This is a genomic window from Ponticaulis koreensis DSM 19734, from assembly GCF_000420665.1.
Taxonomy (GTDB): domain Bacteria; phylum Pseudomonadota; class Alphaproteobacteria; order Caulobacterales; family Hyphomonadaceae; genus Ponticaulis; species Ponticaulis koreensis.
Genome location: NZ_ATVJ01000001.1, coordinates 1418146 through 1435472, shown reverse-complemented (window position 1 = coordinate 1435472; position 17327 = coordinate 1418146). Strand labels below are relative to the sequence as shown.

13 protein-coding genes are annotated in these 17327 nt (G+C 54.4%); 7 read left to right on the top strand and 6 right to left on the bottom strand.

Features of this window, described 5'->3' with window-relative positions:
- Positions 1–16 precede the first annotated feature (16 nt).
- The 4 genes from G523_RS0107460 to G523_RS0107445 all read left to right on the top strand — a co-directional run bounded on the left by G523_RS0107460 (position 17) and on the right by G523_RS0107445 (position 4206).
- The gene (locus G523_RS0107460) at positions 17–1222 is read left to right on the top strand and encodes an acetyl-CoA C-acetyltransferase (RefSeq protein WP_022694418.1); all 1206 of its coding nucleotides are present in this window, start codon (positions 17–19) and stop codon (positions 1220–1222) included.
- Between the two features lie 2 nt (positions 1223–1224).
- Positions 1225–1437, top strand: a complete 213-nt coding sequence (locus tag G523_RS20885) for a hypothetical protein (protein WP_155802612.1) — start codon at positions 1225–1227, stop codon at positions 1435–1437.
- Between the two features lie 19 nt (positions 1438–1456).
- The gene (locus tag G523_RS0107450; protein WP_022694416.1) at positions 1457–3685 is read left to right on the top strand and encodes a 3-hydroxyacyl-CoA dehydrogenase NAD-binding domain-containing protein; all 2229 of its coding nucleotides are present in this window, start codon (positions 1457–1459) and stop codon (positions 3683–3685) included.
- 167 nt (positions 3686–3852) lie between these two features.
- Positions 3853–4206, top strand: coding sequence for a hypothetical protein (locus G523_RS0107445; RefSeq protein ID WP_022694415.1), 354 nt, complete (start codon positions 3853–3855; stop codon positions 4204–4206).
- Positions 4207–4288: 82 nt separating this feature from the next.
- Here G523_RS0107445 and G523_RS18475 read toward each other — a convergent pair whose 3' ends face one another.
- Positions 4289–6244, bottom strand: a complete 1956-nt coding sequence (locus G523_RS18475) for an alpha/beta hydrolase family protein (protein WP_022694414.1) — start codon at positions 6242–6244, stop codon at positions 4289–4291.
- Positions 6245–6772: 528 nt separating this feature from the next.
- Between G523_RS18475 and G523_RS18465 the strand changes: the two genes are divergently transcribed.
- Positions 6773–8362, top strand: a complete 1590-nt coding sequence (locus tag G523_RS18465) for a spinster family MFS transporter (protein ID WP_022694413.1) — start codon at positions 6773–6775, stop codon at positions 8360–8362.
- Positions 8363–8452: 90 nt separating this feature from the next.
- Here the strand turns inward: G523_RS18465 and G523_RS0107430 are convergent, their stop codons facing one another.
- Positions 8453–9088 (bottom strand): OmpA family protein, encoded by a 636-nt coding sequence (locus G523_RS0107430; RefSeq protein WP_022694412.1) that lies wholly within the window; start codon positions 9086–9088, stop codon positions 8453–8455.
- 177 nt (positions 9089–9265) lie between these two features.
- Between G523_RS0107430 and G523_RS0107425 the strand changes: the two genes are divergently transcribed.
- Positions 9266–9673, top strand: coding sequence for a hypothetical protein (locus tag G523_RS0107425; RefSeq protein WP_022694411.1), 408 nt, complete (start codon positions 9266–9268; stop codon positions 9671–9673).
- Entirely contained in the window at positions 9673–9891 is a 219-nt protein-coding gene (locus tag G523_RS0107420) for a helix-turn-helix transcriptional regulator (protein ID WP_022694410.1), read from the top strand. Before G523_RS0107425 ends, G523_RS0107420 begins: the two co-directional genes overlap by 1 nt.
- Before the next feature lie 55 nt (positions 9892–9946).
- Here the strand turns inward: G523_RS0107420 and G523_RS18460 are convergent, their stop codons facing one another.
- From G523_RS18460 to G523_RS0107400, 4 genes are all read right to left on the bottom strand, one after another.
- Positions 9947–10468 carry a hypothetical protein gene (locus tag G523_RS18460; RefSeq protein ID WP_155802610.1) on the bottom strand — a complete coding sequence of 174 codons (522 nt, stop codon included), beginning with the start codon at positions 10466–10468 and terminating at the stop codon, positions 9947–9949.
- Between the two features lie 44 nt (positions 10469–10512).
- Positions 10513–10890, bottom strand: a complete 378-nt coding sequence (locus tag G523_RS0107410) for a response regulator (protein WP_022694408.1) — start codon at positions 10888–10890, stop codon at positions 10513–10515.
- Between the two features lie 75 nt (positions 10891–10965).
- A complete protein-coding gene (locus G523_RS20210; RefSeq protein WP_081648733.1) occupies positions 10966–13437 on the bottom strand; it encodes an ATP-binding protein in 2472 nt (823 codons plus the stop codon).
- A 184-nt stretch (positions 13438–13621) separates the two neighbouring features.
- Positions 13622–17062, bottom strand: a complete 3441-nt coding sequence (locus tag G523_RS0107400) for a S8 family peptidase (RefSeq protein WP_022694405.1) — start codon at positions 17060–17062, stop codon at positions 13622–13624.
- Between the last annotated feature and the right edge of the window lie 265 nt (positions 17063–17327).

Genomic DNA, 17327 nt, shown 5'->3' with positions numbered 1-17327 from the left:
AAAGGGAGAACACCAAATGGCAGAAGCATATATTTATGACGCGGTACGCACACCGCGCGGGAAAGGAAAGGCCAGCGGCGCGCTGCATGAAATCACCGCGCTTAGCCTCGCAACACAGGCCCTTCAGGCTGTGCGCGACCGCAACGACCTCGACACTTCTAAAGTAGACGACGTCGTTCTCGGCTGCGTCTCTCCGGTTGGCGAGCAAGGCTCAGACATCGCACGTATCGCCGTTCTGAACGCAGACTATGCCGAAACTGTCGGCGGTGTTCAGGTTGACCGTTTCTGCGCCTCAGGCCTTGAAGCCTGCAACATGGCTGCAGCGAAGGTCATGACAGGCGAAGCTGACATGGCAATCGGCGGCGGCGTTGAAGCCATGTCTCGTGTGCCAATGGGCTCAAATGGCGGCGCATGGTCAACAGACCCGAGCATCGCTCTGAAATCTTACTTCGCCCCGCAAGGCATTGGCGCGGACCTCATCGCGACGAAATACGGCTTCTCCCGCGACGACGTTGACGCCTTCGCTGTCGAGAGCCAGCGCCGCGCAGCACAAGCCTGGGAAGAAGATCGTTTCGGCAAGTCTATCGTGCCTGTGAAAGACCAGATGGGCGCAACCATTCTTGACCGTGACGAGCATATGCGTCCGGAAGCTGACATGCAGTCTCTGGCTGGCCTCAACCCTAGCTTTGCCGGTCTTGGCGGCATGGGCTTTGATGAAGTTGTGAAGCGTCGCTACCCTGAAGTGGAAGCAATCAACCACGTCCACCACGCTGGTAACTCTTCCGGTATCGTTGATGGTGCGTCTGCCGTTCTCTTCGGCACGAAGGAAATGGGTGACGCGCTGGGCCTAAAACCACGTGCACGCGTGAAAGGCTTTGCATCTATCGGTTCTGAACCATCCATCATGCTCACCGGTCCGGAATTCGTGACCACCAAGCTTCTCAAAAAGCTCGGCATGGAAGCGTCTGACATCGACCTTTACGAGCTGAACGAGGCGTTCGCGTCTGTAGTTCTGCGCTTCATGCAGGCGCACGACATCGCTCACGACAAGATCAACGTAAACGGCGGCGCAATCGCTATGGGTCACCCGCTCGGTGCGACCGGCGGCATGATCCTCGGCACAATGGTCGACGAGCTTGAGCGCTCAGACAAAGAGACCGCTCTCATCACGCTTTGCGTCGGTGCGGGCATGGGCACAGCAACTGTGATTGAGCGGGTTTAATCATGGCCGGAAAGATTAGCCCGGGCGCAGGCATGGCCATAGGAATTGGCTGTGGAACTGCGATGGGCGCAGGCCTGATGGCGGCAACCGACCAACCGTCAATGCTGGCGGTCGGTATAGGTTGCGGTGTTGCGATTGGCGCGGCGTTGACCGCCTCCTTCCAACGCAAAGCCGACACGCAGGCCGACTCTTCCGATGACAATGATCAAACCTGACACTTCAGGAGACACATAAATGAACCTCGAAACATTCAAATTCGAAATCGACGGCGACGGCATTGCGCTGGCAACCTTCGACGTACCGGGCCGCTCCATGAACACACTGACCGGTCAGGTCGTTCAGGATATCGTCGCTCTGGCCGCTGAAGTTGCATCCAATGACGAAATCAAAGGCCTCGTCATTACATCCGGCAAGCCATCAGGCTTCTGCGCGGGCGCTGACCTTGGCGAGATGAACCAGTCCGCAGGCGGCGGCGCTGCACAAGACGAAGACGAGCAGACAAAACTCAAAAAGCTGTTCGACCGGTCTTTCGTGCTGAACAAAACCTTCCGCGAGTTGGAAACCTGCGGCAAGCCGGTTGCTGCCGCAATTAACGGCCTCGCTCTCGGCGGCGGTCTGGAACTCGCGCTGGCATGTCACTACCGCGTTGCGGCGAACGACAATCCGAAGCTTCAACTTGGTCTGCCAGAAGCGAAAATCGGCCTTCTGCCAGGCGCAGGTGGCACACAGCGCCTACCGCGTCTAATCGGCCTGATGGCTGCCAGCCAGTACATTCTGGAAGGCAAATCCATGAAGGCTGACGAAGCCCTCGGCCTTGGCGTTGTGAACGAACTCTCGCCAACAGCTGAGCTGGTCGAGAAAGCCAAAGCATGGGCAAAAGCCAACCCGAACGCGAAAGCGCCATGGGACGAGAAAGGCTTCAAATTCCCGGGCGGCGTTCCAAACCAGCACCCTAAGGCGACACAAATCTCCACCATGGGCAATGCGATGATTTCATCGAAAACCTATGGCAATTATCCTGCGCAGACGAACATTCTGAAATGCCTCTATGAAGGCTCTCAGGTGCCAATCGATGCAGGTCTTCGCATTGAGACACGCTACTTCATCGACACGCAGCAGCGTCCGGAAGCCAAAGGCATGATCCGCTCGCTCTTCGTGTCCATGCAGGAACTGTCCAAGGGCGCATCCCGTCCGGCAGCACCCGCAAAATACGAAGTCAAGAAAGCAGCTGTTCTCGGCGCTGGCCTCATGGGCGCGGGTATTGCTCACGTTCAGGCGATGGCTGGTATTGAAACCGTCCTTCTCGACATCTCTCAGGAGAGCGCCGAAAAAGGTAAGGCTTACTCCAAGCGCATCCTCGACAAGCAGGTGTCTCGCGGCAAGATGAGCCAGGAGAAAGCGGACGGCATTCTCTCTCTCATCACGCCAAGCACAGACTACTCCCAGATCAAGGGCGCAGACATTGTGGTTGAGGCCGTGTTCGAGGACACAGAGCTGAAAGCCAAAGTCACGAAAATGGCGGAAGAGCACCTCGCCGACACAGCGGTCATGGGCTCCAACACGTCTACCCTGCCAATCACCGGTCTCGCAGAAGCATCTGTCCGCCCTGAAAACTATATCGGCGTCCACTTCTTTTCGCCGGTTGAGCGTATGGGCCTTGTCGAGATCATCCTTGGTGACAAAACTACCGAAGAAACGCTTGCCAAGACGATCGACTATGTTCTGAAGATCCGCAAAACGCCAATCGTCGTGAACGATTTCCGTGGCTTCTACACATCACGATGCTTCGGCACATACACGCAGGAAGGCATGGAAATGCTGATGGAAGGCATCAAGCCTGCCATCATCGAGAATGTCGGCCGTCAGTGCGGCATGCCAATGGGCCCATTGGAAGTTTCGGACTCTGTTGGCCTCGATACAGCTCTGAAAATCGGTCGCCAGTATGCCAAAGCTGCAGGCGCTGATGCCAACGAGCAACCATCCAGCCAGTTCCTCGCATGGCTCGTGGAAGACAAAGGCCGCGTCGGCCGTAAAGCCGGCAAGGGCTATTACGAGTATGGCGATAACGGTAAGCCGACACGCCTCTGGCCGGACCTTTCCGACAAGCTGGAAGTAAAGGTCGACGAGTGCCCGCCTGACCTCAAAGAAGAGCTGACCACGCGCTTCCTCTTCCGTCAGTGCATCGAAGTGTCGCGCTGCTTTGAAGAAGGCGTGATCACAGACGCACGTGACGCAGATATCGGCTCGATCCTGGCATGGGGCTTTGCGCCATACACAGGCGGCTGTGCGTCTTACATGGACCTCAAATGGGGCATTAAAGCCTTCGTTGAAGAAGCAGACCGCCTCGCGGACGCACATGGCGAACGCTTCCGTCCGAATGCAATGCTACGCGAAATGGCTGAGAAGGGTGAAACCTTCTACTCCCGCTTCCCACCAGCAAAGCAGGAAAAAGCGGCTGCTTAAGGCGAACTATTCCTCCACGGGCGGCCTTGCTGTCGCCCGACTGCAAAGCCGGGGTTCACGCCCCGGCTTTTTTGGATCCGCCAGAGTAAATACAGCTCCGGCATTGCTGCCCCCGGCAGAATGGTGCAACCCTAACGCCGGGACGCAAAATCAGGGGAACTCATTCAATGAAATACACTGCGATACTCGCAGCGATTTTTACTGCCTGCGCATCTGCACCAGTGGTTATGGCTGAAGACACACTGCCACCTCCGTTCGACGATATCGAACTGCCGGAGGGACGTATGCTCGTCTATGGTGACCGCACTTGCCCGGAAGGCAGCGAACTCGCCGATGGCAACGGCAATAGCGAAATAGACAGATTGATGGCTCTTATCGCCGATGGGGGACGCTGCCCTGATATGCCAATTGTCCGCATGTCCCACGGCGTGACCTTCCGCGCTGACACTCAGAATTACTGCGTGATTCAGGCGCGTGACACGCGCACCGCCGACCTATCTTACTGTGTTATAACTGAATAACACCCGCTACGTTATCTAAGAGATATCGATAGAGTGCCCTGTAACCATTTGCAGTCACAGGGCACCGGCACTCCGGTTTTCATCACTCACCAATATGCGTTTCGACAAAACGCATTAGCGCATCCAATGTCTGGAACCGTGCAGACTCTTCCATAATGGAATGATTCTGATCTTCGAAAATTTGCATCTCCACTGGCTTGCCAGCACGAACGAGTGCAGCTTCCATACGCTCACTCTGTTCTGGCGGAACGACAGTGTCATAAGATCCATGCAGCAGGAGTACTGGCGCCTGGAACGCATCAGCGTGATAATATGGGGAAATCGGCTCCAGAACTTCCGGATCATCGCCAAACTGTCTGTTCCAATATTCATACACCCAGCTTTCACGCCCGGCGGTACGTCGTTCGAAGGCAATCATCTCCGGCAAGTCACTTACACCTGCGACAGACGCGACGCAGTTATAAAGATCCGGCGTAAAGGCACCACCTGCCAGAGCTGAATACCCGCCATAACTCCAACCGACGATGCAGATCCGATCCGGATCGACCAGCCCTTCGTCAATCAACAACTGAACACCGTCGGTCACGTCATCCTGCATCGCTCGCCCCCACTGGCGATGTCCGGCCTGAGTGAAATTCTGACCGAAACCCGATGATCCACGGAAATTTGGCTGAAGCACCATGTATCCCCGGCTTGCGAAAGGCTGTGACAGCCAGTCAAACTGCAGTTTGTCATACGCCTCCGGCCCACCGTGCGGCATCGCAATCAGCGGCAGATTGCTCGCCTGAGCGGGGTCCACCCCCAGCGGCCAGGTCAGAATGGCGTTGATCTCAAGACCGTCGCGGGCCTCATAGGTTATCGCCTGCTGCGGTGCGATTTGTTCTGGGGTGAACGCTGTGCGCGAACGTGTCTGGAACACGAACGATTGGGAAGGCACGTCATAAACGACGTAGGTACCCGGGTAAGCCCCCCCCGACAGAAGGAATAGCAAGCGATCCCAATCGCTGGTCCAGTCAACCAATGTGACGCTCACACCCGGAAACATGTCGACGATCTGGTTAACCACCGCATCGTGCGACTCGTTCAGCATGTGATAAGACGGCGTCAGGCCTGAATACTGAACGCCGAGAATGATGCGGTCACCATCCATGATGATACGCTCGATTTCCTTGCCTTCCTCAACAAGAAACGGTCCGGTGAGTTCGCCATCGCTGAGCGATACGAAATACAGTCCCGTACTCGCGCCGTCTTCAGTATCGCGAACAACGACAGCATTCTGCAGGTCTTCGCTCAACCCCTGAATCGTAAAGGACGGGATTGCCTCCTGGCGAGCATAAATAACTTCCCATGAACGCCCGTCACGAACTTCCAGATAGTAGACATCGTCTTCCTGATTGAAGTTCTCGCGAAGCAAAGGCTCACCATCAGGTAGCAGCAGCCATCCGGTTGTATAATCATCGCCCCGATGCACCCTTCGACCACGACCTGAACTCAGCGACACTTCGAATACATCCTGGGTCGGTGGCCGGCTATCTGAATATGCCAGCATATAAACTACACCTTCATCCGGATTTGCGCCGATGACGCGACCAAGCCCGCCCTGACGGGCGTAGAGATTGTCTGTTCGATGAAGGAGCGTTTCTACATCGCCGTCTTCCAGATCGATCACAAACGCGCGTGACTCATCGAACGTAAAGCGACGGCTTCCACCCATGCGGGCCTGTTCCTCAGTTGCTATGATCAGAACATGGTTCTCATCAATATAACCGGTTCCATCGGCACGGAGTTCTCCAATTTCAACAAGGCACTCCTGCCCGATCGGATTGATGTCGAAAATACACAAGTACTCGTTCCCATCGATCCATCGGATACCTGCAAGACGCTCACCGTCCGGTGACAAATCAAGAGAACGAAAGTCTGCAGGGTTAGAATACTCTTCTATAGGTAGCTGAGCGGACGCCGCTTGAGAAACCAATAGACATCCTGCAACGAGGCCAACGAAACGCACAATGCTTCCGCGCACGGAAAAGGCTGGCATTGAAAACTCCTGTTTCTCCCGCACGGGGTAAAAAAATCTGCCGGGCATTCTTCGCATAGAATCTTTTCGGCGCTCAAGCTCAAACCTTCGATGAACCGTCATTTCCGGAAGAAAAAACAAACCCGCCTTAGGCATCATCACCAACATACTGAAAGTTAAACATGAGGTCATTCGAGCTTCCACGTTCTCTCTCTGTATCGTCATAATTGAGAAATTCGAGAAAATACGGACTTACAGTTATCAACCTCACAAATGTTTTCGTCACTTCTCGGCTCAGCGCCGCTTTTATATCCGCCCGAAGCCCTTTCGCTCTAGCAAGTCGGACAGCCCCGACGCCCAAATAATTGCAGTATGTAAGAAATCGAAACGTTTGCGCCTCACCCTCAGGAAACAGGCTGATTCTCGTAGCATCTTACTACTCCGGATATCAGCCGACTAACAAAGCTGCGAGATGAAACAATTCTCGTCCGATGGGTCTGGTATTCGCGAAGTAAATCGTTTTAGTTACGCCTTCTCGGGAGGCAATACATGACTAACATTACTGATTCAGGTGATCCGGCCACGGATAAGCCGGAACAGGCGCAGAATGAAGGGTTCGGGTCATTCGGATACCGCACCTATGTTCTCAACGCGCTTTTGATCATCTACATTCTGAACTTCATTGACCGTGCGCTTCTTTCAGTTGTTGCGCGGCCACTCAAAGCAGAGCTTGGAATTTCGGATACAGCTTTCGGTCTTCTTACAGGCTTTGGCTTTGCGTTCCTCTACACCATTGTAGGCATTCCGCTTGCACGTATTGCTGAACGCCGCAACCGTGTCCTGATTATCGCGATCTGTGTGGCGCTCTGGTCTGTTATGACGGCACTTTGTGGCCTGGCGACCGAAATCACACTTCTTGGTGTGACGATTGGCGGCTTCTGGGTCCTGCTGGCATGTCGCGTTGGTGTGGGCATTGGTGAAGCCGGCTGTACGCCTCCAGCAAACTCTCTGATCGCGGATTATTACCCTCCGAAGAAACGTTCTTCTGCAATGGGTTATTACGCGATGGGTGTCACGCTCGGCACGCTGGGCGCAAACCTGATTGCGGGCCCGATCGCTGATGAATTCGGCTGGCGCTATGCGTTCTTCATTCTCGGCATTCCGGGCGTCGTGATCGGCCTGATCCTATACTTCACTGTAAAAGAGCCTCCGCGCGGTTATACTGAGCCAGCTGGCGCGAAACAGTCTGTCGCCAGGGCGACCTTCGGTGAGGCATTCAAGGAACTTTTCTCAAAACCGTCTTACTGGTGGATGGTCGGCGGCGCAACTATGGCGGCATTCTGCGGATACGCCATCTCAGCATTCCAGTCCCTGTACCTTCAACGCGCATTCGGACTGACCGCTGGTGAAGCATCCGTATGGTTTAACGTACCTGCTTATGCAGGCGGCGCGATCGGCACATTCCTCCTCGGATATATCGCCAGCAAGATGAAATCATCCTCGGCCGTTGCGTGGCTGTCTGCAGGTGGCCTCATCTTGTGTGTTCCATTCTTTGGCCTGGCATTTACATCCGCAATCGGCGCGATCTGCGTCATCGGCCTAGCCGTCGGCAACGGGATCAAATACGGCTATCTTGCTGCTCAGTATTCTATTGCTGCAGGTGTCGTATCCAACCGCGTTCGTGCGACGTCCACAGCGATCATGCTTTTCGTCGTGAACCTCCTGGGGTATGGTCTGGGCCCGCCCGCAGCAGGTATCGTGTCAGACCTCGCATTCTCTCCGGCTCTTGAAGAAGCAGGCTATTCCGAGATTCTGGATCGCTCCATGTGTGATGCTGCCGAACGCGCAGTTATCTTTGCTGAACGTGAAGCTCGGATTGACTCTGGTGAAGCCAGATCGTTCTGGACAGTCCTCTCAGAGGACACGTCGAACAGAATGAGCCCGATTTCAGTTGAAGCGCGCAATGCTGTTCTCGCAGATCTTGAGCGACCAGTCACCGAAGAACAGTTCGTCTTCTGTGAAGAGCACAACCAATCAAGCACGCGTATTTCGATGCTGTTTCTGACAGTGCTGTATGCCGTGGCAGGCGTGTTCTTCTTCTTCTCTGCAATGCGCCTGAAGCGCGACATGCCAGAATAATCAGATACGCAACCATCTGACAAAAAAGAGAAGCCGGTGAGTTAACTCACCGGCTTTTTTGTATCCAGAGACTCTGGTCTCTACGGCTTATCAACCTTGTGTAATTGGCGTCAGAACAATTTCGACACGGCGGTTGGCCGGATCTTCCGGCGAAATGCCGGGGAGCGGCTGTGTCTCACCCATGCCGGTTGCATAGAGACGCACTGCGTCAATGCCTTGTGCATTCAGGTAGTCCGCAACCGTCACCGCACGGCGCTGGGACAACTGCATGTTATAATCGGCAGGGCCGTCTGCACTTGCGTGGCCCACAACATCTACCGCAGTAGACGGATAGTCTACGAGCGTGCGCGCAATGTCGTTCAGCGTGCCATAGAATTGAGGCTGGATAGACGCGCTGTTGACCTCAAATGTCACATTGGATGGGGCTGTCAGATAAATCTGGTCGCCCTGACGATCTACCTCAATGCCAGTGCCTGCTGTTTGCTGACGAAGGCGTTCTTCCTGACGGTCCATATAGTCGCCGACTGCAGCACCAGCGATCGCGCCTACGGCTGCACCGATGGCAGCATTGCGTCCGTCATCGCCGCCTGCAAGTGTGCCAAGAGCGCCGCCTGTTACCGCGCCGATACCTGCGCCTGTCAGTACGCGCTGGCTTGGGCCACCATCAGTCGCACACCCTGCGAGCAGAAGGGCTGTCGCGGATGATGCAATGATCAGATGTTTCATATCGATCTACTCCATTCAGAATTCGTGTACCGATAGCATACGGCCCAGCGTGCATTTTGTTCCGTTACAAACTGGTCAGAACGCAGTGATGTCGCCATTTGACGACAAAATGACAATGACGCTTGACAGACAAGGGCGCTTTACATAAAGTCATCCTCACTTAGCAAGGAGGCTTATATGGCTCACGTAACATTCAAACAGGCGAAACGCCGTTATCAGGTCTGGTTCTGGCCACTTATGGCGCTTTACACCGCTGCGATTCTCGGCGGCACGCTGATTTCAAAACAATTCGAAACAGACCCGCTCTGGTTTCTCTATCTGCTGACCGCAGCGACCGTTCTGCCGATCTTCGGCGTACTGTTCATCATGTGGCGTTATATACAGGAGACAGATGAATTTACCCGCATGATGCAACTTGAAGCCATGTCCATCGGCGCGCTCATTACGGTCGGCGCAGCGACCGTTATCGGCTTCATGCAGCTTTTCGAGCTGATCGAGACATTTCCGGTCTTCCTGATCCTGCCATTCTTCTTTGTCAGCTATGGCGTGACCAAGCTCGTTCGCGGTAAAGGCGCCTGCGTGTAATGGAGAATATACTGCGCGTGCTCCGCGCCGAGCGAAAATGGAGCCAGGCTGACCTCGCCGAGCAATTGGGCGTGTCCCGCCAATCCATCAACGCGATAGAAACCGGCAAATACGATCCGTCTCTGCCCCTTGCCTTTTCACTGGCCCGGCTGTTCGGACGTCCAATTGAAGACATCTTCAAAGACCCGGAAGCCGGGGCCGTCGAAGCGGCAGAGTAAATCTGACACTCACCCCTTTCACAGAGCCGGGTGAGTGTTGCCGTGTGGGATCTATTTAAGGATCAACCAGCCTGTTGATCTGTTCGGTCAGGACGGCATCAACAACCGGCGCAATATCGCTCAGAGCCTGAAATGACGCACCGGTGACGAAATAGTCCATAACCACCTTGCTTCCCTCACCATCCTGATTGATCGAGATGGTGAGGACCGCCTCGACACCAATGCTTTGAAGCGGGCCCAGCGATGCATCAAAGCGCACCATATGATTGCCGTCACGATGCATTGCCGCAATGACCTCACCGTGCAGCACAGAGCCGCCCTCCCAAGTCTCAACCCACATACCGCCTGGTGCGACCTCTGTCAGAGACAGGTTATCGGCATCTCCAGAATAGGTATGCGCCGGCGACCACCAGTCAGAGAGTGTCGCCATCCGCGCATATTGAAGATTGGACGGAAGCTCGGATGTACGTTCCAGATGGATCTGAAAGCCATCATCCGCCGCGCGAACCACATCTGCAGAAGCAGGCAGCGTGGCCAAAAGCAGGGCCGACACGCAGCTTAGAACTCGGATTATCATTTCAGGGCCTCCAGATTAGCGGCTGCAAGTCCGCAATAACCTGCCTACGCCTTTTTACGCTTGGCTATAGTATACGCAATCGTTTCAAACAGAGCGCGTACTTCAACAGGCTTGATCAAAAATTCGTCAGCACCCTGCTCCAGACACTGTCCGCGCAGATTAAGCGCCGTATCCGCAGTCACGACAATGATCGGCAGCTTGCCTTTTTCATCGTCTCGCGCACGGATGCGACTGATCGCCTCCATGCCGTCCATACCCGGCATGCGTAAGTCCATAAGGATGAGGTCGAAGTCTCCCTCATCAATCATTTTCAGACCGGTAGGAGCATCTTCCGCCTCATGCATTTCGATCCGTGCGGCGGTGAGCATTTCTTTCACCACGCGTCGGTTCATAGCATCATCTTCGACGAATAAGATTTTCATTAGTAAAGATTGCCGTCCGATCTGTTAGCAGTCTGTTTATTGTAGCATATTCTTGCCAATAGACTAAACACGACATCAACCGGCAGAAATAGGGTCTGAAACCTGTGGAGAATTCAATTGTGATGAATTTTCATCTTCAGGAAATTCAGCCTTCACCAACCTGAAAATATTCTCCGGCTCGTATTCACCTTCAGCGTGTACATCAGAATTCCCGACTTCATCCCATATGAATAGCCGAGTTGATTCGTCAGGTTTCAACTTTGGGGATGACGGCCGGTTCGTAAACGCCATGTGATAGACACCCGACGCTAAGGCTTGCGCAAATTCTTCTTCTGAATCAGAGACAAGCACCGATGCAACTTCATCAGAGAAAAACGCCTCGAAGATCATTTTCTGCATGAAGTCATCCTGGAAGACGAGCAAATTGACCTCATCGACAGACGTCGCTGCACCAGCGCCCGCTGATTTAGGCGCGGTTTCAGCAGGCTGTTCCGGCACTTGTACCGGTACAATAATGGTAAATTCGGAGCCAACGCCGAGCTCGCTCTCTACAGAGATCGTTCCGCCCATAGCTTTGACGAAGTTTTCGCAGATTGAGAGGCCGAGGCCTGTGCCCGCATATTTGCGGGTCATCGCACCATCGACCTGGTGGAATGGTTTAAAGATATTCTCAACCTCATCGGCAGGAATACCAATGCCGGTATCGTGCACGGCGATGCGTAGAATGTCATTGCCGTCCGCATCTGCTTCGCAATAGGCGCGCAGCACGACACCGCCTTCTTCTGTAAACTTTACGGCATTTGAAAGCAGGTTGAACATGACCTGACGCAGGCGCTGCTCATCGGACTCAACCAGCTCCGGTATGTCGCTCAGCTCGACATCAAGGGTGAGGTTTTTAGACTCCGCCTCCCCCCGCCAGAGAAGCGTTGCCTCTTCAAAAAGGCGTGGGGTTTCAAACGGAGCAATCTCAACACTGACATTGCCGGTTTCAATCTTGGCGACATCCAGAAGATCATCAACAATCGCCTTCATCGACTTGCCCGCGGACTGGACAACGCGAAGCCGGTCGCGCATCTCGTCATTCAGCGATCCATCCTGCAGCAGCACTTGAGACATGCCCAGAATACCGTTCAAAGGCGTTCGGATTTCATGGCTGGTCGTCGCGAGGAATTCGGACTTGGCTTTGTTTGCACGTTCGAGCTCGACATTCGTCGCGTTGAGCTTCTCGTTGACGCGGCCAATCGCATCGCGACTTTTGCGAACCGAGACATAGCCCGCCAGGAGGAAGCCGAAAATCAACACGGCACCGAAACCGACGGATGCAAAGAGAATGGTCCGCTGACGGGTTTCGGCTTCGGCGATCTGGATCTGTTGTTGCAGGCGTTCGCTTTCCAGCTGCTCGATCTCAAGCTCCTGATTAGCGAAATCGAACTGTGCGGCCATCAGGGCCGAGTTGGCCGACGCGGCCAGACCAAGTGCCTCATCCTCCAGTCGCTTGAAGGCTTCAAGGTGGGCGAGCGCCGTTTCGGGCTGAAGCGCGGCCTGATAAATCCGATAGGCCGTTTCGTGCATTTCACGGAATGGCATCGGGGTCGTCGTCAGATCCATCCCTGTAAATGTGCGGGCGATATAGCGCCGGGCGTTGGGGATATCACGCCGCTCGAAGGCAACCTCGGCTTTCACCCCCCACAAGAATGGCTCCCATCCAGAGGATTCCCCTTCCGGCATAAGCGCAAGACCTTCATCAGCGGTCGCCTCAGCCGAGGCATAATCGCCACCCAGAACCTGAGTGTGCGCGATATTCGTGAGAATGCGCGCAACGAGGTGCGGTGAATTAAGCGTCCGTGCAATATCAAGCGCGCGGCGATAACGTTCTTCTGCTTCCCGGTATCGCTCCAGGCCGCGCAGTGCATTGGCGCGATTATTCTCAGTCACCATCGTCATCGGAGGTTCCTGGTCGTAGACCTCCATCGACAAATCATAGTTCTCAATAGCGCGTTCAAAATCGCGCGCATCATTGTAGAGATCACCGATTTTCTGGCGAGAAACCCCCTGCCCTCTAGCCCAGTCCTGCAGTCGGTATTCTTCATAAGCGTCGATAAAGCTGGCAAAAGCCATCTGGGTATTGCCAAGAGCCTGCTGAATACGCCCTTGTGCGAGTAGCAAATCTCCGCGGATCGTCGTTGTCTGGTTGCGGCCCTCAATCAACTCCAGCGCACGCGCGACCAGAGGTTCTGCGGCACGGGGATCATTACTTCGCGTCTGGGCCTCGGCTTGCAGCCAGAGCACGGTGGCAAGTGCAGTCGAACGTTCGCTTTCAGGCGCATTGATCGGAATATGAATCTCAGCTTCCTGCGCCATTTCCAAGGCTTCCGCAGGTGCTCCCATCATAGCAGAGCGTGATGCGTTGACCGCTTCTTCGTAGCGCGTCCAGTCTACGAAAAGCTCACCTTCAACGCGTTCAACAACGCCCTGCGCAGTGCCCGGCATGACAGCCAACACCGACAACGCGAACCCAATCGCGAGCTGCCTGATCCGGGTCTTCATCCTGAAACCTTTCGATAATCAAAGGCCAGGTTACCCCCGACAAATGAAAATATCGTTTTCCCACACCAAAAGCGTGGGCAGGTTTGTTGGGGTGGTCAACACGAAAGACACAAAAGAGCCCGCCGAATTCAAGTATCGGCGGGCCCTTATTCTATCTATAGTTTAGCTATTTCTGTTCCGCGATTTAGTAGCGAATAGCAAACCGCGCTCCGACCGCGTAATCTGTTTCAGATTCATTTGCGATCGGCGTCTCATTAAACTCGACGCGAGAGAATGCAGAGACTTCAGCCATACCGGCCATCAGAGCAGTGCCGTAGCTCGCTTCGAGATTATAATCGCGACCTGTGTCAGCCACGCCCCATGTCTGGGAGACGAGACCGAGTTCCCCGGTTTCACGGTTCACAACTTCGAGCGTCGTAAACTCAAACGACCCGGCCTCAACATGCAGAGGCTGCGCAACGCTCAGGCGGAATGTGTCGTGATCACCGATCAGACCATCCTTGCGAAGACCAATCGCAAAGGCAGTCGATGTCAGCCCCTCATCGCTCAGAGACAGCGCACCGTCAGCAAAGCTGGTACCGCGTGTTTCGCCAACCGTTGCAGACAGGCCGAGCTGCATGCCGAATGGAAGGTCGACATCAGAACCAAGTGTCACAGCATCGGTAACGCTCCCGCCCTCAAGCGAAAGGAAGCCGGTGCCCTGACCGCCCAAAAGGCTGTCTCGCTCGGTCAACTGAGTGTAGTCGACAGAAAGGTTCAGGTGACCGGTCAGCGCATAATTCATAGAAATATTCGCCGCACTCGCATTGAAGTCGACCAGATCATCCGCGTTATAAACGCGCTGGCCTGTCAGCGGATCAATATACGAATGATCGTCAGACGCTTCGGTCACGCTTGCAGAGATCGACAGGCGCTCGCTCACAGCGAATTGCGTAGAGGCATAAGAGCCACCAGACGCGAGCCCCAGCAGCGGGTTCACACCACCAGTTTCAACGTCAAAGTCTGAGTAGAAGCCAAAGACAGGGTTAGAGCTGAGGCGCGCAGCACCGTCGCCATGACCAAAGCGGAACGCAGTCTGGCTTTCTGGCGCGGACAACATGATGTCTGTCTGGAACGGAAGCTCACCTTCACGCACATCAGAACCCGGCGTGTATGGTGCGGCCTGCATAGACAGAGCCCAGTCACCATTCAGACCAAGATTGACCGAAGTACTTTGAACGTCGCCGAAGTTTGACCCTTCGCTTGCCCAATCAACGAAACGCTGATGCAGGTGACGCTGGAAGCGGCGATCGTGCTCTACACCATCAATAACAGATTCTGTTCCGTAGAGCTGGGTAGATAGCGGGATACGGAAGTCGCGGAATGTGTCGCCAACGCTCTCGAGCGCCACGACATACGCACCATCGTTTTCAAGCTGCAACACATCTGAGCGGAGATATGCGCGACGGATCCAGTTTGCGGACTTACCACGCCAGCCACCGATAAAGTCGCCATCACCGTCATGGTCTGCGTAGAAGCGCAGGCGGCTCCAATTGAGCGGCGACAGTGCACCTTCTACATTCAGGAGGCCCCAGCCATAGACTTCATCAACGCCCTCTTCGCCAAGGTCAGTTGCAGACCGAAGGATCACATCAACGGTTTCCTCGGCATGGTCTTTCCACCAAGGCCAGGCACCATGGATAAGCGCGGCTGTACCAGAGACCAGAGGCGCAGCAAATGACGTACCCGCCTGACGCATAACACCACCATTGCCATCAGATACGAGGATGAATTCGCCTGGCGCGACGATGAAATTATTCATCACCGCACTGCAATCGCCATCAACGATGAAGCAGGCATCGCCTGGCGTATTGGACCAGTCTGCGATCTCACCATCAAAGCCGAGCGCACCAACGATGATTAGCTGCTCGAGGCTACCATCATCCGCCCACTCAACGTCTGTGCCGGTAACACCTTCATTGCCAGCCGCCTTGATGAAGACAACGCCTTCATTATCGACGCCGGAAATGATGTCTGCCCACTCTTCGGAGATCAGTGTTTCAGGAACACCAAGAGACATGTTGATAATGCGCGCACCATTGTCGACGAGCGCATGCACACCCGTCTCAACGTCTTCCCAACCTGCGGTCAGGGTTTCATCAAACGGGTTATAAACGGCGACGCTTGCATTTGGCGCGATGCCCATAATGCCGACACCATCGTGAGGCGCGACCAGAAGGCTCACAACCGCTGAACCGTGTGTAGACGTATCCGCCGTGTCGTATCCGCCGGAATAAATTACATCGTGCGTCAGCAGGGTTTCGTCTGTGACGCCGAAATCGAGAAGGCCAATAACAGCCTGCGTATTGTAATCATGGTCCTGAGTAAGCGCCGGAGACCAGTTGATTGTCGGCATCCAGCCATCAACAATGTCGATGCCGTTGAACATCATCAGACCATCATGCCAGTCCACGAAGAACTGGGCACGCTCGACGGCTGAAAGCTCTGCCAGAGATGCCGGATCAGTTGGATCGATACCATAGCGCTCGAAGATTTCCTGAGCGAAACCCGACCAGAAATCCTGACCGGTATGGAACGCAACGAGCGGCGCATATTGATCCTGGCTCAGATTATAGAATGAGCCGAGATCTGACAGAAGCTGCGCATAAGCCTCCTCATTGCCTTCGAACGTATCGAGATTGCCCCAGAAGGTATCCAGGTTACCCCAGAACGTGTCGAGATTGCCCCAGAAAGTATCGAGATTACCCCAGAACGTGTCGAGATTGCCCCAGAACGTATCGAGGTTGCCCCAGAACGTGTCGAGGTTGCCCCATGTCGTATCGAGATTGCCGTTAAAGGTATCAAGATTACCCCAGAAGGTATCCAGATTGCCCCACTGCGGGTCTAACAGGCCGTAATAGGTCTCCGGATCATATCCGTCCGGAACCGAAAAGGCGACGTAGAAAGTATCGAGATTACCCCAGAAAGTATCGAGATTACCCCAGAATGTATCAAGGTTACCCCAAAGCGCTTCTGCAGGATTGCCATCAAAGGTATCGAGGTTGCCCCAGAATGTATCAAGGTTACCCCAGAACGTGTCGAGATTGCCCCAAAACGTATCCAGATTGCCCCATTGGGCAGTTGAATCGCCGAATGTATCCAGATTGCCCCATTGCGTGACGATCACGCCATCGAAGGTGTCGAGATTACCCCAGAAGGTGTCGAGATTGCCCCATTCCGCGGACGCATCACCGCCGAATGTATCGAGGTTGCCCCAAAACGTATCCAGATTTCCCCAGAACGTATCGAGATTACCCCACTGGGCCGCAGCGTCGCCATTAAAGGTGTCGAGATTACCCCAGAAGGTATCGAGATTACCCCAGAAGGTATCGAGGTTACCCCAGAATGTATCGAGATTACCCCAGAACGTGTCCAGATTACCCCACTGCCCGGATACGTCGCCCTCGAAGGTGTCGAGATTACCCCAAAATGTATCCAGATTGCCCCACTGCGCTGTTGCGCGTGATGCATACGGAGACTCTTCAGCAGTAGCGACGTCATAGCTGTCTTGCGCATGCGCGACAGAAAGGCTGCCTGCGGCGGCAAGAGACACAAGTGCGACGGATGAATACAATACAGTTTTCATTACGGTGCTCCGCGGCGCAGCCCCACGCGCCAAGGGGTCCGGATCTTCTGAACCTGGGCTTACAGTTTACTCTACCCTCCATAATGCAGCGAAAAATTGAAAAGGTAAACCTTTCGTTAACCATGCAGGGCAAGAAAATTAACGTAAAAATGTGGATAACTAAGAAAAGCTAACAGGCAAACGGTCTATTCTCGAGGAAATTTGTCGAAAAGGTTAATAAACAAGAAGACTAAAAGGTTAACAGAACTTCGAAAATCGTTAACGA